This is a genomic window from Pseudarthrobacter sp. MOO13, from assembly GCF_058267655.1.
In genome coordinates this window covers 3877517-3897507 of record NZ_CM177848.1, presented here as the reverse complement: position 1 = coordinate 3897507, position 19991 = coordinate 3877517, and the positions used below count along the sequence as shown (strand labels likewise).

The window sequence follows — 19991 nt, the reverse complement described above, 5'->3', positions numbered from 1 at the left end:
CGCGGTATTGGATACCCTTGTCTGGTGATCGACGTAAAAGACCTCAGCGAAAACCCGGACAAGTTCCGTGCCAGCCAGCGCGCCCGCGGCGCCGACGAATCAGTGGTGGACGCGATCATCTCCGCGGATGCCGCCCGCCGCGCAGCCCTGATCCGCTTCGAAAACCTCCGCGCCGAGCAGAACGCCTTCGGCAAAAAGGTGGCGCAGGCCAAGGGCGAGGAGAAGCAGGCGCTGCTGGCAGAGGTCAAGGAGCTGGCCAACTCCGTCAAGGCGGCCTCCGCCGAGGCCGACGCCGCGCAGACCAAGCAGGAAGAGCTGCTGCGCACCGTCCCCAACCTGGTGGAGGACGGCGTTCCCGAAGGCGGCGAGGACGACTACGTGGTGGTCAAGACCGTCGGCACCCCGCGCGAGTTCCCGGACTTTGAGCCCAAGGACCACCTGGAGATCGGCGAGCTGATCGGCGCGATTGACATGGAACGCGGCGCCAAGGTCTCCGGTGCCCGCTTCTACTTCCTCCGCGGCGTTGGAGCCCGGCTGGAAATGGCGCTGCTGCAGATGGCCATGGACCAGGCCATCGAGGCGGGCTTCATCCCCATGATCACCCCCACGCTGGTGCGTCCGGAGACCATGCAGGGAACCGGCTTCGATGTGAAGCACGACGCCGAGATCTACCGCCTCGCCGAGGACGACCTGTACCTGGTGGGAACCTCCGAGGTGGCACTGGCCGGCTACCACGCCGACGAGATCCTGGACTTCTCCAAGGGCCCCATCCGCTACGCCGGGCAAAGCTCCTGCTACCGCCGCGAGGCCGGCTCGCACGGCAAGGACACCCGCGGCATCATCCGCGTGCACCAGTTCAACAAGGTGGAAATGTTCATTTACACCACGGTCGAAGAAGCCGCCGCCGAGCATCAGCGCCTGCTGGCCTGGGAAGAGGAGATGCTGGCCAAGTGCGAGCTGCCGTACCGGGTCATCGACACCGCGGCGGGCGACCTCGGCATGTCCGCGGCCCGGAAGTACGACTGCGAAGCGTGGGTCCCCACCCAGGGCGCCTACCGCGAGCTGACCTCCACCTCAAACTGCACCACGTTCCAGGCGCGCCGCCTCAACATCCGTGAGCGCGCGGTCAACGCTGACGGCGTCGCCAAGGGCACCCGCGCCGTGGCCACCCTGAACGGCACCCTGGCCACCACCCGCTGGATCGTGGCGCTGCTGGAGCACCACCAGAACGCGGACGGCTCGGTCAACGTACCCAAGGCGCTGCAGAAGTACCTCGGCGGGCTCGAGGTTCTTTCGGTCCTGTAGGGCCGTCCCTTTTCATAAGCTTGTTCGCGCAACCAGTCCTTCACCGATCGGATGCGCGAACAAGCTTTGGTTTCGCCCAGAACTGTCCACATACGGCCGCGGGCGAACCGCCCGGCAGGCTCCAGCCCCGCATCCTTGGGATATGGAGATACCACCTGGCCTGATTGATACTGCCGCCATACTCCGCACCGGCGTCGGCACTGATGCCCTGCACCGCGCCTTCAAGGCCGGGCAGCTCGTACGGCTCCGGCGAGGCTTCTACGTGCGGACCAATGATTGGATCGGTGCCACGCCCGCACAACGCTTCGCGTGGTCGACGGCGGCGATTGCGAGATCCGTCAGCGGCGCGGTCCTCTGTGGGCAGACGGCTGCATGGGCCATCGGCCTACCAACGCTGGGCGACCCCCAATGTGTGGAGTTGGCAACCAGCCTGCCGGGCCGCAGCGGGATCAGGAAGTCGCCGTTCGTGGTCCTCGGCACGGACAAGGCCGCCCGGGAAGCGCGGGAGGTGCGGTCCTACCCCCTCCAATACCGGCTAAAGCAGGTACATGAACCTGTGCGCCACGGCGAGTTCCTCAGTCTCGGGCTGGTGGAGACCACTTTGGACATCATGGCAACCCGCAGCCTGAGCCAGGCGCTGGTTGTTGCTGACGGAGCCGCACGAAAGCTGCACAAGGCTGGCCGAATGCCCGCTGATGCCAGCTTGTGGTCGCTTCAGGACATCCGGGACGGGATCCGGGCGCTTCCGCACGCTTCCGCCGCGGCACGTGCCGAACGCGCCGCTTCCCTTGCCAGCCCGTTGTCGGAATCTGTAGGGGAGTCCTACAGCAGGGCAGTCTTCGAGTTCCTTGGCTTTGAGCAGCCCGTCCTTCAGCGCACATTTGCCGACCGGGAGGGTTTCATTGGGAGGACTGACTGCTGGTGGCCGAACCCGGGGGTGGTTGGCGAATTCGACGGCAAAGGCAAGTATGTTCAGGCCGCCCTGCGCGGAGGAATCACCGCAGAGGAGGCGGTCTATCGGGAGAAGATCCGTGAGGACCGGATCCGGTCACTTGGTCATGGGTTCGTCCGCTGGCGCTGGGCCGACTTGCAGAATCCTGACCGGCTACGCGCCAAACTCCTGGCTGCCGGCATCCGGAGCAGGTGAGCGCCCCTACCCCCGGTTATCCCTAAGCTTGTTCGCGAATCAGATTCTAGAAGGGTGTCCTCTGCGATCAAGCCTCTGACAGGCGGTACCGCGGAACCCCGGTGACCCGCCTCGAGGTGCGGGAACCCGCAGTTAATCAACAGTTCAGTAAAGCTGTGTCCTGCGTCCTAGCGCCTGTCAGTGACGTCTGCTTCACTGTTTCAATGACAACGCTGACTGAAACCTCAGTCGCCGGCAACGATGACCGGCGAGAGAACAACCAAGACAACACCAACACCTACGGCTTTTCGGGAATCGGCCAGAAGCTGATGGTCGCGCTGGACGTGGACGGTACCCTGGTGGACCACGACGGCCACATGACGCCGGGCGTGCGGGACGCGGCGCAGGCAGTAGTGGCGGCCGGGCACGAGGTTATGATCGCCACCGGCCGCTCCTTGAATGCCACCCTCCCCGTCATCGAGAAGATCGGTATTGAGCGCGGCTACGCTGTTTGCTGCAACGGCGGCGTGACCCTCCGGCTCCATCCCGAACTGGCCAACGGCTACGAGGTCATCCACAAAGCCACCTTCGACCCCGGGCCTGCCCTGAGGGCCCTCCGGGAACGGCTCCCCTCTGCCAAGTACGCGCTGGAGGATGCCGATGGAAACTTCCTCTCCACGGAACGGTTCCAGGACGCCAGCTTCGGTGTCGAGGCCGTAGGCGTCGACTTCCACACCATGCTGGAGGCCACCGCGGTGCGCGTGGTGGTGTTCAGTACTGAAAACACGCCCGAGGAATTCAACGAGGCCATCGATCACGTGGGACTGGCCGGGGTGACCTACTCGGTGGGCTGGACCGCATGGCTGGATATCGCAGCGGCAGGGGTGACCAAGGCCAGCGCCCTGGAGAACCTTCGGCTCCGGCTCGGGATCGAGCAGCACCGCACCGTGGCCGTTGGAGATGGCCGGAACGATATCGAGATGCTCAGCTGGGCCGGCCGCGGAGTTGCCATGGGGCAGGCTCCGGAGGAAGTGATTGCGGCGGCCGATGAGGTCACCCACTCGGTGTTCGACGACGGCGCCGCCCACGTACTGCGCAGCCTCCTCTGACCTGCCTACTCCGGCAGCCCGGATTCCAGCCGGCACCGGGCACCAAGGCAGAATAGGATCATGACCCTTACGACGTTCGCCCTCGTCCGCCATGGCCAGACCGACTGGAATGCCGAACGCCGGCTGCAGGGTGCCACCGATATCCCCCTGAACGACGTCGGACGCGGCCAGGCACGTAACGCCGTCGCCGTCCTGGCTCCGTACGAATGGGACGTGATCGTGTCCTCCCCGCTGAGCCGGGCCGCCGAGACCGCGGACCTGATCGCCGAAGGATTGGGGCTCGCGGTGGCCCGGCGCATCCCCGAGCTGACCGAGCGCAGCTTCGGACCGGCCGAAGGAATGCAGGCCGGCCCCGAACTGGAAGCGCTGCGAGTGCCCGGCGGGTTCAAGGGTGCTGAAAGCGAAGCCGAGGCGGCGGACCGTGGCCTCGCCGCGCTTGAGGCATTGGCGGAGGAATTCCGTGGGCAGCGGATACTGGTGGTGGCGCACGGCACCCTGCTGCGGGTCAGCCTCAGCCGTGCCATCGGCCAGACCTTGGCCAGCGTGGACAACGCCGCCCTGAACCTGGCACACCACCATGCTGTGGACGGGTGGAAGCTGGAGTATTTCAACGGTGAACCGATGATGGCGGCCGCGGGGGCCTGAACAGCCTCCTGACGGGGGCTAAGCAGGCCTGCCCCAGCGCAGGGCGGGCCCTGCTACCTCGCTTCGAGGATCAGGGCCAGCAGCCTCGCTGCCGCGGGCCGGGCGGAATGTTCCTCGTTCCACTGCGCCCGGGACACTGCCTTGCTGACAGCCTGGGTGGTGATGCCCAGTTCCTGCGCCACCGCTTTTTGCTGGCCGCGGACCCCGGGCGTCAGCAGGTCCAGCACCCGCCATTCGGCGCCGGAACGGTCCCGGACAATGTGTCCGAGCAGCCGCAGCACGGCCTCCGCGTCATGGGCCACATCGGCCAGGGGCCCCTCCACTGCAACCGGAATCCGCTCCTTGCTGCTGCGGAGCCGGTCCACGGCCCTGCGCGCGTAGACCAGGCCATGGCCGGTGGCGTCCTTGATTTGGTTGGGCAGCGGCTCGTCCACCGGCCCGGCGCCGATTCCCACGTACCAGGATCCGCTGCGCAAAGCGATCAGCGCCGCCTCCACAGCCTGGTGCGGGCAGTCCACCACACCCTGCACTTCATCCTCGACGGACCGGTCAAAATCCAGGCGCGCAGGGATATGTCGCAGCGCTTTGAGCAGCTGCGGCACCTGGTCGCCGTCGCGCCGGCTGTCAGTCTGGTTGATGGTCAGCGTGAACATTCTGGGTACACACTACCCGGAAGTAGAAATGACGAAACCGCCGCGGCCGGGGGTGTGAAAGTCCTGGAATGGGCGCGGGGCACGACGCCGGGCCTTGCCTGCGTGCCCCTTCATCTGGTGCCATGGGGGAACGGCCGCCCAGCGGCACACCCGATGTAAGGATGGCTATGGCCGGGAATACAGGGCACGACGACATGCGGCACGACCGGCGGGGGCAGGCCGGGGCGTCGGCAGACGATCTGGCCCTGGTGGACCGCTGGTGGCGCGCCGCCAACTACCTCTCCGTGGGGCAGATTTACCTGCGCTCCAACCCGTTGCTGCGGGAGCCGCTGCAGGCGGCGGACACCAAGTCCCGGCTGCTGGGCCACTGGGGCACCACGCCCGGGCTTAACTTCGTCTACGCCCACCTGAACCGCGTGATCCGCCGCGACTCCCTGGAGATGCTCTTTGTTGCCGGTCCCGGCCATGGCGGTCCCGCCGTCGTCGCCAATGCCTGGATGGAGGGGACCTACTCCGAAATCTATGCGCACGTGGGCAACGATGAGGCCGGTATTGCTGAACTGTTCCGGCAGTTCTCCTACCCCGGCGGCATCCCCAGCCATGCCGCCCCGGAAACTCCCGGCTCCATCAGCGAAGGCGGGGAACTCGGGTACTCCCTGGCGCACGCGTACGGGTCGGTGTTCGACAACCCGCAGCTGGTGACCGCCGTCGTGATTGGCGACGGCGAGGCGGAAACCGGGCCCCTCGCTGCCAGCTGGCACTCCCACAACTTCCTGGATCCCGCAGCGGACGGCGCGGTGCTGCCCATCCTGCACCTGAACGGCTACAAGATCGCCAATCCCACCATCCTGGCCCGGATGCCTGAGCAGCAGTTGGAGCAGCTGCTGCGCGGGTACGGACACGAACCGTACTTCGTCACCGTGGCCGACCCGGACAACACGGAACAGGCACACCGTGATTTCGCCGGCGTCCTGGACCGGTGCCTGGCGGACATCAAGGCCATCCAGGATGCCCACCGGCAGGACGCTTCCGGTGAAGAGGCGGGGGAGGGCGGACACCGCTGGCCCCTGATCGTGCTGCGCTCGCCCAAGGGCTGGACCGGGCCGCGGACCGTGGACGGGCTGCAGGTTGAAGGCACGTGGCGGGCGCACCAGGTGCCGCTGTCCGAAGTCCGCACCAACGGTGACCACCTGAAGCTGCTGGAGGAATGGATGCAGTCCTACCGGCCCCGGGAACTGTTCGACGGCGGCGGCCGGCTCCGCGCCGACGTCGCCGAGGGCGCCCCCACCGGCGACTTCCGCATGAGCGCCACACCGCATGCCAACGGCGGACTGCTCAGGCGCGCCCTGAAGCTGCCCGCCTACCGGGACCACGCCGTGGAGGTACACCACCCGGGTACCGAACGGGTGAGCCCCATGGTCACGCTGGGCTCCTGGATGCGGGACGTCATCGCGCAGAACATGGAGAACTTCCGGCTGTTCGGCCCGGACGAGACGGCCTCCAACCGGCTGCAGAACGTCTACGAGGCCACCGACAAGGTGTGGCAGTACAGGATCGACGACGTCGACGAGCACCTTGCGCGCTCCGGCCGGGTCCTGGAGGTGCTGAGCGAGCACCTGTGCCAGGGCTGGCTGGAAGGATATCTCCTGACCGGCCGGCACGGGGTCTTCAACTGCTACGAGGCCTTCGTCCACATTGTCGATTCCATGTTCAACCAGCACGCCAAATGGCTGAAGGTTTCCCGCGGGCTGCCATGGCGCCGGCCGGTGGCCTCCCTGAACTACCTGCTGTCCTCGCACGTCTGGCAGCAGGACCACAATGGCTTCTCGCACCAGGATCCAGGGTTCATCGACCACGCGGTGAACAAGAAGGCAGAGGTCATCCGGGTCTACCTGCCGCCGGACACCAATACCCTGCTCTCCGTCATGGAGCACTGCCTGGCCTCCACGGACTACGTGAACATCGTGGTCAGCGGCAAGCAACCGTCACCCACCTGGCTGGGTCCGGCGGACGCCGCCAACCATTGCCGGCGCGGCCTGGGCATCTGGACGTTCGCGGGGTCCGAGGTGCCAGGTGAGGAGCCCGACGTCGTCCTGGCCTGCGCCGGTGATGTCCCCACCGTAGAGACCGTGGCCGCCGCGGAACTGCTCCGGGACGGCGCTCCCGGGCTCAAGGTACGGGTGGTGAACGTGGTGGACCTGATGCGGCTGCAGGATGACAGCGAGCATCCCCACGGCCTCCCCGCGCACGACTTCGACGGGATCTTCACCGCGGACAAGCCGGTCATTTTCGCCTACCACGGCTATCCGGCGCTGATCCACCGGCTCGCGTACCGCCGCACCAACCAGCAGGGCCTGCACGTGCACGGGTACAAGGAAGAGGGCACCACCACCACGCCGTTCGACATGGCCATGCTCAACGGCATTGACCGCTTCACCCTGGCCATCGACGCGATCGACCGTGTCCCCGGCCTGGCGGGGAAGCATGCCTTATTGCGCCAGGACCTGCAGGACCGGCGCAACCGGGCCCGCGAGCACACCCGCACGCATGGCGAGGACCCGGCGGAAATCCGGAACTGGACCCTGGGCGGCTAGGAGCTGTCCGGGAGTTCGTCGAGGCGGGAGTCCGGAAGGTGGATCCAGCCTTCGGTGCGGGCGGCCGCTGCGTGGGTGCTGTCCGGCAGGAGGGTACGACGCCGGGCGGCGGCGCGGGCGGTCAGGGAGGCGATGACGGCGTCGAAGAGGTCGTCCGAGCCTGCCAGGCTGTCGCGGTGCCCGGCCAGGTCCAGCCACGGCGCCTGTTCCTCGAGGGCGGCCAGCAGGAGGGCCAGACGCTCGGCTTCCGGGACGCCGCGGCCCTTGTAGCCGCGGCCGTTGAGGCCCCAGATCTTCAGGGATGCCGCCGGATACACCTCGGCCAGGCGGCCGGAACCGTCCCTTGGCTGCGGGCCGTGGAGTTGGGCGATCTTTGCCTGGATGACCGCGCAGCGCATGGCAGGGTGGGCCAGCCGGTCCGCAGAGACGCTGAGCGGGATCAGCCCGGTTTCACGCGTGACGAAGCGGTCTGTGTCCCGGTACGCGAGCAGCCGGCGGCCGGCGATTCCGTCGTGTTCAAGGACGGGGGCCGCGATGTTGTTGAGATGGCCGGTGAGGAACGGGATCAGGGCATCGGGCCAGCCTACGGGGCAGTCGACGCCGGTCATGTCGGTGCTGCCGAACAGCTCCACGATGTGCTGGTCGTCCACGTCCAAGGCCAGGTGGGTGAGCCGGGCGGCCCCGCTGCCCGTGCTGCCTGCGCCCCACTCAATGACCGCCACCGCGGTCTTCTTGGTGGCCGCCGCGAGGTCCACGCCGAGGGTCTTCATGCCGGGATCAGACGCGCCTGTAGCACAGCGCCCCGTCAACGGCTCCGGCTTCGCCCAGGTCATCGCCCCGGGCAAAGCCGGCCCACAGGGCCCGCACTGAACGGCCGGTAGAGTCCACGTCCTCCCACCGGGCACCGTTGATCAGGCCCACACCGTCCCAGGTCTTCCGGGTGCCGAGCAGCAGGGGCAGGTCGATGGTGTGGGCTGCGCCGAAAATGTTGCCGGGGGCGTGCCAGTCCAGGACGTACCGGTGCGCGCGGCCGCCTGCCTTCGCGTGCCGGCGGGCAAAGCGGCGGGTGGCCCGGCCGTACACGGTTTCGGTGACCACCCAGTCGATGGCGCGGACGGCAGTGGCACCCACCAACGGAACGGCGGCCAACCGCATGAGCCACGGGCTGCGGGGGAGGAACAACCGGGCTTCCTCGGTTGTGTGCCCGATCAGCACGTCAATCGCGGGGGCGGTCCGGTCCCAGGCCGCCTCGATGGCATCCTCCTCCGGGAGCGGATCGTGGCCGTACTGCGTTCCAAACGGCATGGCCGCGAGCATCCCGAACTTCCGCGCCACCTGGGCGACCTGTGCCTCGCGTTCCACCACCTCCATGGCCGGCGTTTCCTCGGTCACCGTTTCGGCGGCGATGCCCATGGCATGGTTCATCCGGGCGCGTCCCAGGGCAATGCCCAGCGGTGCGCTTTGGATGATGGCACGCTGGAAGAGCCCGGGCGCGTCCGGCGTGGCCATGAGGTGGGCGATCGCGTCGCCGCCGGCGGACTGGCCGAAGGCGGTCACCCGGCCCGGGTCGCCGCCGAACGCCCCGATGTTCCGCTGTACCCAGCGGAAGGCTTCCAGCTGGTCCAGGAGACCCAGGTTGCCTGGACGCCCGGCCGGCGTGGCCAGGAACCCAAACAGGCCCAGGCGGTAGGTCACGGTTACCACCACCACGCGGTTTTCGGACACCAGCCTGGCGGGATCGAAGATGGTCAGGTCTCCGGATCCGGTGGTGTAGGAACCTCCATGGATCCACACCATGACGGGCAGCCGTTCCCCCGGCTGGAGGTCGCCGGGCATGGTGATGGAGAGGTTCTGGCAGTCCTCGCTGCCCGGGAGCTCCCCGTAGGTGGTGCCCAGGACGTCGTCGAGGAACGGGACCGGGCCTTGCGGGCAGGCCGGGGCCAACGCCGTGGCGGCATAGTCGCTGGTCCAGTCCGCGACCGGTGCCGGGGCTTGGAAACGTGGGGCCCGGGCGTACGGGATTCCGGTGGCACGAAGGACATCGCCGTCCCGCCAGCCGGTGACGGGGCCGCAGGGCGGATTGAACAACAACGTGGAGTTAAGCGTCGGCTCGGTAGGCACAGGTCCACGATTCCACAGATTTCCAGTGGCCGGACAACAGAAATCCCCGCCTCACGGACAATTCCCCCTCGCGTGATGCGGGGAATAGTCCGAGATGCGGGGACTTGTGGCGAAGGCCGCGCCCAGGCGGGCCGCCGCAGGAATTAGTGGCCGGTGGGCACGTAGCGCTTGATGGAGGCTTCCAATTCGGCTTCGGCGGCGGCACGGTCGCCCCAGCCCTCGGCCTTGACCCACTTGCCGGGCTCCAGGTCCTTGTAGCGGGTGAAGAAGTGCTCGATTTCCTTGATCAGGAACTCGTTGACGTCGCTGACTTCCTGGATGTGGTCAAAGCGGGCATCCACCGGGACGCACAGGATCTTGGCGTCTCCGCCGCCGTCGTCGGTCATGTTGAAGACGCCGATGGGGCGGGATTCGACGATGACGCCGGGGTGCAGGTCGAAGTCCTGCAGCAGCACCAGCGCGTCCAGCGGGTCGCCGTCCTCGCCGAGGGTGTTTTCGAAGTACCCGTAGTGGGTGGGGTACTGCATGGAGGTGAAGAGGACGCGGTCCAGGCGGACGCGGCCGGTCTCGTGGTCAACTTCGTACTTGACGCGTGATCCCTTGGGGATCTCGATGGTCACGTCATGCTTCATGGAATGCTCCTCGGCAATTACAGGGGGTGCGCGGCACACTTGACGGCCCACAAAAGAGAGTGTCGGTACCGCCGACTATTATTGAGGATATAGCGAGAGGCCCTGGAATCAGGAACTTGTGGGGAAATTTCAGGACTTGAGGACCAGCACCAGCATGAGCAACACAACCGGCACGGAATCCCGGCGTGGCCGGCGTTCCCTGGGCCCCGCAGGCCTGGGCCAGGCCCTGCGGGCGGCCATCCCCCCGGTGCTGGTGGTCTTGCTGCTGTTGGTCCTGGCCGTTCCGGCGGCCCTGCTGGTGGCACCGGGATTCGTCGCCCCCGGAGCGACTGTCCCGGCCGCGCCGGTTCCGGCCTGGCAGCAGCTCCCCGCCACGGTGTCCGCCCCGCAAGTCCTTGCCCCGCTCCAGCAGTCCGCGCCGGTGCCCGCGCCCTCGGCGGTGGCGGCCCAAGTGGATCCGCTGTTGACCACCGACGGCGGCGGCACCTTCACGGGCATGGTGCAGGACGCGTCCACCGGCCAGGTCCTTTTTGACCGGGGCGGTTCGGAAGGCCGGGTGCCGGCGTCCAACCTCAAGCTGCTGACGTCGGCAGCCGCGCTGCGGACCCTGGGGCCGGACCACCGCTTCGCCACCAAGGTGCTGCGCGGTCCCGCTCCCGGGCAGGTAGTGCTGGTAGGTGGCGGCGACGTCCTGCTGGGGGCCGGGGATTCGCGGCCCGAACAAACCCTGGGCCACGCCGGCCTGGCCACCCTTGCGGCGCAGGCCGTGGATGCCTTGCGGGCTGCCGGCACCACCGGGGAAATCACAGTGCTGCTGGATGACTCGCTCTTCACCGGTCCGGCGCTGAACCCGGCCTGGCTGGCGGGCGACGTGGAAGCCGGCGAAATTGCCCCGCTCTACCCACTCGCCCTCAACTCCGCGCGCTTCGATCCTGCGGTCACCACAGGCCCACGGCCGCAGGACGCAGCCATGGCCGCGGCCGGTGAATTCGCTGCGCGGCTCCGCGCTGCAGGTGCCGGAGCGGGCCTGACCGTCGCGGCCGGCGTCGAACGCGCACCCGGCACGGCCGCGGCGGCAGGCGCCGCCGTGCAGGCGCAGCCCGTCCTGCTGGGAGAGGTTGAATCGGCCACCGTGGCCGAGCAGGTGGACCTGATGCTGCAGGTATCGGACAACTACCTGGCCGAGACCATGGGCCGGATGGCGGCGCTGGCCACCGGCCGGTCCGGCAGCAATGACGGCGCAACGGCAGCGGTCGTTGCCGAGGCGGGGGCCGCCGGAGTCGCCACGGACACCATCAAACTGGCGGACGTGTGCGGGCTGGCCCTGGGCAACCAGGTATCGGCCCGCCAGTTCACGGACGTGGTCAGGGCCATGACCACCGGTGCCGATGCCAGGCTTCGCGGTGCCTTGGACGGCTTTCCGGTGGGCGGCCTGTCCGGCACCCTGGACACCCGGTACGGGGATGCCGGCACGGCGGGCGGGGCAGGCCTGGTGCGCGCCAAGACCGGGACCTTGAACACCGTCCTGGCCCTGAGCGGCTACGTGGTGGACGCGGACGGCCGGCTCCTGGTGTTCTCGTTCATCGGCAACGGGCTCACGCCGGGGGCGGCAGGGAACAAGCAGGCGCTGGACCGTGCGGCCACGGTGCTGGCCGGGTGCGGCTGCCGCTGACCTACTGCGGCTGCACGCCCAGCAATGCGGCCATGACGACGGCGGCGAGCACCGTCGCCCAGCCCTTGCGCGGGCCTGCGGCCAGGGGAGGGATGGGGCGGTAGGGGATCATGGCGGCCTCCTTCTGAGGGTTCTTGGCCTGTACCCCAACGATGGCCGGGCCGGCTGGGCCGCCGCTTTCGACGCCCTGTGCGGTGGCTGTGGAAGTTCGCCGGTCAGCGAACTTTAAGGACGTTGTCCGGCGCGCTGTGTTCTGATGGGACCATGGAGTCCACCGCGCGCGAGTCCGCACCGACGTTGTCCCCAACGGCCCAGTCCCTGATCAACTGGGACCTCGCTGCTTCCGCGGCGGCGCGGCTGGCTCCGGCCGGCCCGGTGCTGGATGAAAAGGCCATTGGCGAGGCGGTGGACAGCCTCCGCCGGCTCGCCGACGCATCCGTCCCGCATGTCCACGACATCACCGGCCTGGAAGCCGCGCGGGACCTGCGGGACTCCTCCGTGCTGGTGGTGGACCGGGCATCCTGGGCCAAGGCCAACACCCAGAGCTTCGCGGTGATGCTCAAGCCCGCCATGCAGAAGATGCTGGACAGCCGCCGCGGCACCCTGAGCCCCTCCGCGGCCAGCGTCAGCGGCGCCATCACCGGCGGCCAGCTCGGCGCCGTGCTCGCCTTCCTCTCCAGCAAGGTGCTGGGCCAGTACGATCCCTTCGCGGCCCTGGCCGAGAACTCCAGTGCGCCTGCTGCGGGCCGGCTCCTGCTCGTGGCACCGAACATCGTCTCGGTGGAGCGTGAACTCAACGTCGCGCCGGAGGACTTCAGGCTCTGGGTGTGCCTGCACGAGCAGACCCACCGGGTCCAGTTCGCCGCGGCACCTTGGCTGCGCCACCACATGCTCGAACAGATCGATGAACTCAGCGGCCACCTGCTGGGGAACGTCGATTCCCTGATGGAGCGCGCCTCCGCCGCTGCCCGTTCGTTGAAGGACCGTTCCGCCACCGGAAACACGCCCGGCCGGGGCGCCATCCTGGACCTGCTGCAGGACCCCGAAGAGAAGGCCGCCATCTCCCACCTCACCGCGGTGATGAGCCTCCTCGAAGGGCACGCCAACGTGGTGATGGACGCCGTTGACGCCAGCATCGTCCCCTCCGTGAAGACCATCAGGCAGCGGTTCAACGACCGCGGCAAGGACCGCGGCGTGATCGAAAAGTTCATCCGCAGCCTCCTGGGCCTGGACGCGAAAATGCGCCAGTACTCCGACGGCGCCCGCTTTGTCCGCGCGGTGGTGGACGTGGCCGGCATGGCGGGCTTCAACAGGGTCTGGGAGTCGGTGGACCACTTGCCCACGGAGCCGGAGATCCACGACGCCAAGCTTTGGATTGACCGGATGGGCCTCTGATTGCCGGACGCCCAGCCGCACCACCCGCCCATGCCTGAGAATCCTTCCACCGGCCCAACCCCGCGCCGCAGCGGACGGCGCCGTCCCGGCAGGCTCGCCCCCGTCGTCGGCACTGCGCGCAAAATGCTGCAAAAAGCGCTCGCCGACGCCGGCTATCCCCGCCGTATCACCGTGGCATGCAGCGGCGGGCCCGACTCCCTGGCACTCGCCGCGGTGGCCGCCTACTTCGCCCGGCGTGGCCACGTTGACGGCCATCCGCTGGCCGTGGGCGCCGTGGTGGTGGACCACCAGTTGCAGGCAGGGTCCGCCCAGGTTGCCGCCCGCACCGCTGAAGCCCTGCGGGAGCTGGGCCTCGATCCTGTCGAAATCCGCACCGTCACGGTCTCGGCGGCCGGCATGGGCCCAGAAGCTGCGGCCCGCGAGGCCCGGCACGCCGCGCTGGAGGCTGCAGCGGACCAGCAGGGCGCCGGCGCCATCCTCCTGGGACACACCCTCGACGACCAGGCCGAACAGGTCCTGCTGGGCCTGGCCCGCGGCTCCGGAACGCGGTCCCTCGCCGGCATGCGGCCCGCCCGCGCAGGAACCGGACACAGCGTGCTGCTGCGCCCTTTCCTGGGGCTGCGCCGGGCAGATACGGAGGAGATCTGCGCCGTCGAGGAGCTGGAACCCTGGCACGACCCCACCAACACCGACCCTGCCTTCGCCCGCTCGCGCACCAGGGTGGAAGTGCTCCCGCACCTTGAGCAAAAGCTGGGTCCGGGAGTGGCCGAGTCCCTGGCCCGCACCGCCGCGATCCTGCAGCTGGACGCGGACTACCTCGAGGATGTGGCGGAAAGCACCTATGCCTCCCTCGTGGAGCGGGACGGCACGGACCTCAGCCTGCCGGAGGAGGCGCTGGGGGCTTTGGCCCCAGCCATCAGGTTCCGCGTGATTGCCAAAGCAGCGGCCGACGCCGGCGGCCAGCAGCCCGGCTACCAGCGCCTTTTGGCGGCGGAAGCGCTGCTCCGGCGGCAGGGTTCCGCAGGCCCGGTGGAGCTTCCGGGCGGCGTGAGCGTGTACCGGTTGTCGCTGGCGCAACTGGAACGGCCTGCCGGTGCCGGCAGCCCGGGAGGCGCCGCTTCCGTTCCCCGTGAACGGGCGCGCTGTGGGAAGCTAGTATTCCGGCCTCAAAAACCGCCCGAAAAATAGTCGCACCCCGCATCTAAACAGGAGCCATTGGTGGATTCAAACGACGTCCAGGCAGACCTCAAGCACGTTCTCTACACCAAGGAACAGATCCAGCAGCGGATCACCGAACTCGCCGCGCAGATCGACAAGGACTATGAAGGGCGCGAGATCCTCGTTGTCGGTGTCCTCAAGGGGGCCGTGATGGTCATGGCGGACCTGGCCCGGGCCCTGCACAGCCACGTGTCCATGGACTGGATGGCGGTGTCTTCCTACGGCTCCGGGACGCAGTCCTCCGGCGTGGTGCGGATCCTGAAGGACCTGGACACCGACCTGATGGGCAAGGACGTGCTGATCGTCGAGGACATCATCGATTCCGGCCTCACCTTGTCCTGGCTGAAGACCAACCTGGAATCCCGCGGCACCGCCTCGGTGGAGATCTGCACCGCCTTCCGCAAGCCCACCGCCGCCAAGGTGGAGATCGACGTCAAGTACGTTGGCTACGACATCCCCAACGAATTCGTGGTGGGCTACGGCCTGGACTACGCCGAAAAGTACCGCAACCTGGACTTCGTGGGCACCCTCGCCCCGCACGTCTACGAATAAGCTGCCCGCGACAGCAGCCCCTGCTGCCCGGGGCCACCACCGTGGGTAGCAGGAACGTTGGCATCAGGGACGTGGCCCGGGCGGCAGGGGTGTCCGCCACCACCGTCTCCCATGTCCTCAATGACGCGCCATACGCCCGCGTCAGCCCCGAAACCCGCGAAAAAGTGAAGTCGACGGCGGCTCGGCTGGGGTACGGGCCCAACCGGCTGGCCCGGGCCCTCCGCAGCCGCAAGTCAGGCGTGCTGGGCCTGGTCAGCGAGGACGTGGCCACCACGCCGCATGCCGGCCGCATCATCCTCGGCGCCGACGAAGCGGCCCGCGCCCGGGGCTACACCCTGATGATCATCAACACGGCGGGCTCGGCGGACCACGGATCCCGTGAAGCCGACGTGGAGTCCCTGCTGGAGCGGCAGGTGGACGGCATCCTCTACGCCACCATGTACCACCGGTACCTGCACGCGCCTGCCAACCTCGGCAAGGTCCCTTCGGTTCTGGTGGATGCCGTCACAGCGGATGACAGTTTTCCGGCAGTGGTCCCGGACGAGTACGGCGGTGCGGCCGCCGCGGTGGAAGCCCTCCTTGCCGCGGGCCATACCCGGATCGGGTTCATCAACAACACCGAGGACGTTCCCTCCACCGTCCGGCGGCTGCAGGGTTTCCGGGACACGCTGACCCGCGCGGGCCTGGACGGTTCCTCCGCCCCCGTCGAGCCGGCGTCGTCCGATGCTGCCGGGGGATACGCTGCCGCCCGCAGGATGCTGGGAAGCGGCCACCCGCCGTCGGGCCTCTTCTGCTACAACGACCGCATGGCCATGGGCGCCTACCGCGCGGCCGCGGAACTGGGCCTCTCCATCCCGGGCGACCTGTCCGTCGTCGGCTTCGATGACCAGGAACTGATTGCCGCCAGCCTCCACCCCGGCCTGAGCACCGTGGCCCTGCCGCACTACGAAATGGGTGCGTGGGCGGCGGGCCGGCTGATCGACGCCATCGAAGCCGACGCCATCGAAGCCGAATCCGGCGAAGCCCCCAAAACCGGCGCCGGCACCCGCGGCGGAACATCCGGCCCGGTGCTCCTCGGCTGCCCGCTGGTCACCCGCGGGTCCGTCGCAGCGCCGCCGGAACAGCCCTGACCGGGGCATTCCCTGACTTCCGGGCCCGCTACGCCCACAGGGAACTTTTGCTTTTCGCTATGCGTGATGTACTCCGGACGGTGTATAGCTAGAAGCTGACGCAGCACCATCACGCGCGCAGACTACTCGCCGTGAAGCACTACCGGAAGGGACGGGGCGAGCCCCCGAACAGATGAAAGCTAAGAACTTCTTCAAAGGCCCGGGCATCTGGATCGTCGTTGTGGTCGGTCTGCTCCTGGTGGCTTTTGCAACGCTCGCCCCCGGCGGTGCAGCCCGGATCGACACGGACAAGGGCCTGGAGCTGCTTTCCAGCAACAAGGTGGAGCAGGCCAAGATCTTCGACGGCGAAAACCGCGTTGACCTCACGCTGAAGGACAACCTGCAGGTGAACGGGCAGGACAAAGGCAAGAGCGTGCAGTTCTTCTTCGTGGACGCCCGCGCGCAGGATGTGGTGAAGGCTGTCACCGACGCCAAGCCCGCCCAAGGCTTCACAGACCAGCCCATCGAGAGCAACTGGTTCTCCGGGCTGCTCTCGCTCCTGATCCCCGTGATCCTCCTGGGCGCCCTGTTCTGGTTCCTGATGACCCGGATGCAGGGCGGCGGCTCCAAGATCATGCAGTTCGGCAAGTCCAAGGCCAAGATGGTCAGCAAGGACATGCCGCAGGTGACCTTCGCCGATGTCGCAGGTTCCGACGAGGCAGTGGAGGAACTGCAGGAAATCAAGGAATTCCTGCAGGAGCCTGCAAAGTTCCAGGCCGTCGGCGCCAAGATCCCCAAGGGCGTGCTGCTCTACGGCCCGCCAGGCACCGGTAAGACGCTGCTGGCCCGCGCAGTGGCCGGTGAGGCAGGCGTCCCCTTCTTCTCCATCTCGGGCTCGGACTTCGTGGAAATGTTCGTCGGCGTCGGTGCCTCCCGCGTCCGCGACCTCTTTGAACAGGCCAAGGCCAACTCGCCCGCCATCATCTTCGTGGACGAGATCGACGCCGTGGGCCGGCACCGCGGCGCCGGCATTGGCGGCGGCAACGACGAACGCGAGCAGACCCTCAACCAGCTGCTGGTGGAGATGGACGGCTTCGACGTCAAGACCAACGTCATCCTGATCGCCGCCACCAACCGGCCCGACGTCCTGGACCCTGCACTGCTGCGTCCGGGCCGCTTCGACCGCCAGATCGGTGTGGAGGCCCCCGACCTGATCGGCCGCGACCAGATCCTCAAGGTCCACGCCAAGGGCAAGCCGATGGCTCCGGGCGTCGACCTCAAGGCCGTCGCCAAGAAGACGCCGGGTTACACCGGTGCGGACCTGGCGAACGTCCTCAACGAGGCCGCCCTGCTTACCGCCCGCTCCAACGCGAACCTGATTGATGACCGCGCCCTGGACGAGGCCATCGACCGCGTCATGGCCGGCCCGCAGAAGCGCAGCCGCGTCATGAAGGAACACGAGCGGAAGATCACCGCCTACCACGAGGGCGGGCACGCCCTGGTTGCGGCGGCCCTGCGGAACTCTGCTCCGGTCACCAAGATCACCATCCTCCCGCGCGGCCGGGCCCTGGGCTACACCATGGTGGTGCCGGACAACGACAAGTACTCCGTGACCCGCAACGAACTCCTGGACCAGATGGCGTACGCCATGGGCGGGCGCGTCGCCGAGGAGATCGTGTTCCACGATCCGTCCACCGGCGCCTCCAACGACATCGAAAAGGCCACCGGCACCGCCCGGAAGATGGTCACCGAATACGGCATGAGCGAACGGGTCGGCGCGGTCCGGCTGGGCCAGGGCGGCGGCGAGCCGTTCCTGGGCCGCGACGCCGGGCACGAGCGCAACTACTCGGACCAGATCGCGTACGTCGTGGATGAGGAAGTGCGCCGCCTGATTGAGCAGGCCCATGACGAAGCGTACGAAATCCTCACCGAAAACCGGGACATCCTGGACATCCTGGCCCTGGAACTGCTGGAGCGGGAAACCCTGAACCAGGCCGAGATCGCCGACATCTTCCGTGACGTCCGCAAGCGTGACTTCCGCGAGGTGTGGCTGTCCAAGGAAACCCGCCCCGTGCAGATGGCGGGTCCGGTGGAGAGCCGGCTGGAGCGGGCAGAACGCGAGGCCCAGGAGGAAGCGAAGAAGGCCCGGATGGACGAGCCGCTGGACGCCCAGCCGCCGCATTCCCAAGGTGTTGCGGAGGATGCGCCGTTTCATGGCGGCACCCCCGAATCGGGGCCCGGCACCCTTCGCGGCTAAGCTTTCCCTGTGACTTCCTTCGACGACGACGACGTTTCCGCCTCCGCCGATCACCTGGCGGAAGGCGGTCACCGGTCCTCAAAACGTGAAAGAGTGGACCGGCCCCGGATCGAGGCGGCCGTCCGCGAGATCCTCCTCGCCATCGGCGAGGACCCGGACCGCGGCGGGCTCGTAGATACCCCCAAACGGGTTGCGAAGGCGTACGCCGAGGTGTTCGCCGGGCTGCACCACGACCCCGCCGAGGTCCTGTCCACCACCTTTGACCTGGACCACGAGGAACTCGTCCTGGTCAAGGACATTCCGTTCTATTCCACCTGCGAGCACCACCTGGTGCCATTCCACGGGGTGGCGCACGTTGGCTACATCCCGTCGCATGACGGCAAGGTCACCGGGTTGAGCAAGCTGGCCCGGCTGGTGGACATCTACGCCCGCCGCCCGCAGGTCCAGGAGCGGCTGACCACGGAGATCGTCGAAGCGATGGTCCGCTACCTCAAGCCCCGCGGGGCGATCGTCGTTGTCGAATGCGAGCACATGTGCATGTCGATGCGCGGCATCCGCAAGCCCGGAGCGAAGACCGTCACCAGTGCGGTCCGCGGGCAGCTGCATGACCCGGCCACCCGTGCCGAGGCCATGAGCCTCATCCTCGGAAGGTAACAAACCATGGATTCACTAGCCGCAGCCCCCGGAACGGGGCCCGCGACCTCGCCGCTGCCCATCCTCCGCAAGCCCCGCCCGGCGGCCCGCTTCGAGGACCTCCCCACCGGCCGCACACTGGTCATGGGGATCCTGAACGTCACCCCGGATTCCTTCAGTGACGGCGGAAAGCACCCCACCGCGGACACCGCCATCGCTGCCGGCCTGCGGATGTTGTACGCAGGGGCGGACATCATCGACGTCGGCGGGGAGTCCACCCGCCCCGGTGCCGAGGACGTCACGCCGGAAGAAGAGCAGCGGCGCGTCCTGCCGGTCATCGAAGCACTCGTGAAGGCCGGTGCGCTGGTCAGCATCGACACCACCCACGCCGCCACTGCGGCCGCCGCCCTGAAGGCCGGCGCCGCCATCATCAATGACGTCTCCGGGCTGACCATCGAACCGGAGATGGCGGAGCTCGTGGCAGCATCCAAGGTCCCCTACGTCCTCACGCACCGCCGCGGGGACGCCCGGACCATGAATTCACTCGCTGAGTACACGGACGTGGCAGGCGAGGTCGTGGCCGAGCTGGCGGGGGTGCGGGACAAGCTCTACGCCGCAGGAGTCAGCCACGAGCAGATCATCGTGGACCCCGGCCTGGGGTTCGCCAAGAACGACGCCCACAACTGGGAGCTGCTGCAGAACCTGGACCAGCTGGACAGCCTGGGCCACCGGGTCCTGGTGGCGGCCTCCCGCAAGAGGTTCCTGGGCACGCTGCTCACCGTGGCCGGCAAGTCCGCGGCTCCGGAGGAACGGGACGGTGCCACGGCGGCAATCACCGCCATCAGCGCCTCGCGCGGCGCATGGGCAGTCCGCGTGCACGACGTCGGGCCAAGCCTTGACGCCGTCAAGGTCGCTGCCCGCATGGCAGCGGTACCCACGCCACAAGCCGTACCCAAGACGCACTAGGGCC

The 19991-nt window shown here is 68.0% G+C and carries 17 protein-coding genes; 13 read left to right on the top strand and 4 right to left on the bottom strand.

Translation table 11 applies throughout. The features are described from left to right. Nucleotides 1-24: 24 nt before the first annotated feature. The 4 genes from serS to AC4EEO_RS17825 all read left to right on the top strand — a co-directional run bounded on the left by serS (nt 25) and on the right by AC4EEO_RS17825 (nt 4185). Nucleotides 25-1305, top strand: coding sequence for a serine--tRNA ligase (gene serS, locus AC4EEO_RS17840; protein WP_491339402.1), 1281 nt, complete (start codon nt 25-27; stop codon nt 1303-1305). A gap of 142 nt (nt 1306-1447) precedes the next feature. Next, nucleotides 1448-2452: a type IV toxin-antitoxin system AbiEi family antitoxin domain-containing protein gene (locus tag AC4EEO_RS17835; RefSeq protein ID WP_285318754.1), complete on the top strand. Its 1005-nt coding sequence runs from the start codon at nt 1448-1450 to the stop codon at nt 2450-2452. Between the two features lie 203 nt (nt 2453-2655). Beyond that, nucleotides 2656-3540: an HAD family hydrolase gene (locus AC4EEO_RS17830; RefSeq protein WP_018762669.1), complete on the top strand. Its 885-nt coding sequence runs from the start codon at nt 2656-2658 to the stop codon at nt 3538-3540. Between the two features lie 60 nt (nt 3541-3600). Beyond that, on the top strand, nt 3601-4185 hold the full coding sequence (locus tag AC4EEO_RS17825; RefSeq protein ID WP_491329091.1) for a histidine phosphatase family protein: 585 nt from the start codon (nt 3601-3603) through the stop codon (nt 4183-4185). Between the two features lie 53 nt (nt 4186-4238). Here the strand turns inward: AC4EEO_RS17825 and AC4EEO_RS17820 are convergent, their stop codons facing one another. Next, complete coding sequence (locus AC4EEO_RS17820) at nt 4239-4838, bottom strand: hypothetical protein (RefSeq protein WP_018762667.1); 600 nt, start codon at nt 4836-4838, stop codon at nt 4239-4241. A 167-nt stretch (nt 4839-5005) separates the two neighbouring features. On the opposite strand from AC4EEO_RS17820, the gene AC4EEO_RS17815 reads away from it, so the two are divergent. Further along, nucleotides 5006-7432 (top strand): phosphoketolase family protein, encoded by a 2427-nt coding sequence (locus AC4EEO_RS17815; protein WP_491339401.1) that lies wholly within the window; start codon nt 5006-5008, stop codon nt 7430-7432. Here AC4EEO_RS17815 and AC4EEO_RS17810 read toward each other — a convergent pair. The 3 genes from AC4EEO_RS17810 to AC4EEO_RS17800 form a co-directional block, all read right to left on the bottom strand. Continuing rightward, on the bottom strand, nt 7429-8202 hold the full coding sequence (locus tag AC4EEO_RS17810; protein ID WP_491339400.1) for a DUF429 domain-containing protein: 774 nt from the start codon (nt 8200-8202) through the stop codon (nt 7429-7431). The two genes, AC4EEO_RS17815 and AC4EEO_RS17810, sit on opposite strands and share 4 nt — an antisense overlap. A 7-nt stretch (nt 8203-8209) precedes the next feature. Then, nucleotides 8210-9553, bottom strand: coding sequence for a carboxylesterase family protein (locus AC4EEO_RS17805; RefSeq protein WP_491339399.1), 1344 nt, complete (start codon nt 9551-9553; stop codon nt 8210-8212). Nucleotides 9554-9696: 143 nt separating this feature from the next. Next, complete coding sequence (locus tag AC4EEO_RS17800; protein WP_018762663.1) at nt 9697-10185, bottom strand: inorganic diphosphatase; 489 nt, start codon at nt 10183-10185, stop codon at nt 9697-9699. A 154-nt stretch (nt 10186-10339) separates the two neighbouring features. Here AC4EEO_RS17800 and AC4EEO_RS17795 point away from each other — a divergent pair, with 154 nt between their 5' ends. From AC4EEO_RS17795 to folP, 8 genes are all read left to right on the top strand, one after another. Next, nucleotides 10340-11857 carry a D-alanyl-D-alanine carboxypeptidase/D-alanyl-D-alanine-endopeptidase gene (locus AC4EEO_RS17795; protein WP_491339398.1) on the top strand — a complete coding sequence of 506 codons (1518 nt, stop codon included), beginning with the start codon at nt 10340-10342 and terminating at the stop codon, nt 11855-11857. Between the two features lie 264 nt (nt 11858-12121). Next, complete coding sequence (locus AC4EEO_RS17790) at nt 12122-13252, top strand: zinc-dependent metalloprotease (RefSeq protein ID WP_491339397.1); 1131 nt, start codon at nt 12122-12124, stop codon at nt 13250-13252. A 123-nt stretch (nt 13253-13375) separates the two neighbouring features. Next, nucleotides 13376-14440, top strand: a complete 1065-nt coding sequence (gene tilS / locus AC4EEO_RS17785) for a tRNA lysidine(34) synthetase TilS (protein ID WP_285319066.1) — start codon at nt 13376-13378, stop codon at nt 14438-14440. Between the two features lie 30 nt (nt 14441-14470). Beyond that, nucleotides 14471-15022 carry a hypoxanthine phosphoribosyltransferase gene (gene hpt, locus AC4EEO_RS17780; protein WP_018762659.1) on the top strand — a complete coding sequence of 184 codons (552 nt, stop codon included), beginning with the start codon at nt 14471-14473 and terminating at the stop codon, nt 15020-15022. Between the two features lie 41 nt (nt 15023-15063). Continuing rightward, entirely contained in the window at nt 15064-16152 is a 1089-nt protein-coding gene (locus AC4EEO_RS17775) for a LacI family DNA-binding transcriptional regulator (RefSeq protein ID WP_491339396.1), read from the top strand. 172 nt (nt 16153-16324) lie between these two features. Further along, the gene (ftsH, locus tag AC4EEO_RS17770) at nt 16325-18388 is read left to right on the top strand and encodes an ATP-dependent zinc metalloprotease FtsH (protein WP_018762657.1); all 2064 of its coding nucleotides are present in this window, start codon (nt 16325-16327) and stop codon (nt 18386-18388) included. Nucleotides 18389-18397: 9 nt separating this feature from the next. Then, nucleotides 18398-19042, top strand: a complete 645-nt coding sequence (gene folE / locus AC4EEO_RS17765) for a GTP cyclohydrolase I FolE (RefSeq protein WP_491339395.1) — start codon at nt 18398-18400, stop codon at nt 19040-19042. Between the two features lie 6 nt (nt 19043-19048). Continuing rightward, nucleotides 19049-19987, top strand: a complete 939-nt coding sequence (gene folP / locus AC4EEO_RS17760; RefSeq protein ID WP_018762655.1) for a dihydropteroate synthase — start codon at nt 19049-19051, stop codon at nt 19985-19987. The last annotated feature ends 4 nt before the right edge of the window (nt 19988-19991 follow it).

Bases quoted from the DNA above. Each gene is read 5' to 3' on its own strand.
- AC4EEO_RS17835 (WP_285318754.1), top strand. From the start codon at position 1,448: ATGGAGATACCACCTGGCCTGATTGATACTGCCGCCATACTCCGCACC.
- AC4EEO_RS17830 (WP_018762669.1), top strand. From the start codon at position 2,656: ATGACAACGCTGACTGAAACCTCAGTCGCCGGCAACGATGACCGGCGA.
- AC4EEO_RS17825 (WP_491329091.1), top strand. From the start codon at position 3,601: ATGACCCTTACGACGTTCGCCCTCGTCCGCCATGGCCAGACCGACTGG.
- AC4EEO_RS17820 (WP_018762667.1), bottom strand. From the start codon at position 4,838: ATGTTCACGCTGACCATCAACCAGACTGACAGCCGGCGCGACGGCGAC.
- AC4EEO_RS17815 (WP_491339401.1), top strand. From the start codon at position 5,006: ATGGCCGGGAATACAGGGCACGACGACATGCGGCACGACCGGCGGGGG.
- AC4EEO_RS17810 (WP_491339400.1), bottom strand. From the start codon at position 8,202: ATGAAGACCCTCGGCGTGGACCTCGCGGCGGCCACCAAGAAGACCGCG.
- AC4EEO_RS17800 (WP_018762663.1), bottom strand. From the start codon at position 10,185: ATGAAGCATGACGTGACCATCGAGATCCCCAAGGGATCACGCGTCAAG.
- AC4EEO_RS17795 (WP_491339398.1), top strand. From the start codon at position 10,340: ATGAGCAACACAACCGGCACGGAATCCCGGCGTGGCCGGCGTTCCCTG.
- AC4EEO_RS17790 (WP_491339397.1), top strand. From the start codon at position 12,122: ATGGAGTCCACCGCGCGCGAGTCCGCACCGACGTTGTCCCCAACGGCC.
- tilS (WP_285319066.1), top strand. From the start codon at position 13,376: ATGCTGCAAAAAGCGCTCGCCGACGCCGGCTATCCCCGCCGTATCACC.
- ftsH (WP_018762657.1), top strand. From the start codon at position 16,325: ATGAAAGCTAAGAACTTCTTCAAAGGCCCGGGCATCTGGATCGTCGTT.
- folP (WP_018762655.1), top strand. From the start codon at position 19,049: ATGGATTCACTAGCCGCAGCCCCCGGAACGGGGCCCGCGACCTCGCCG.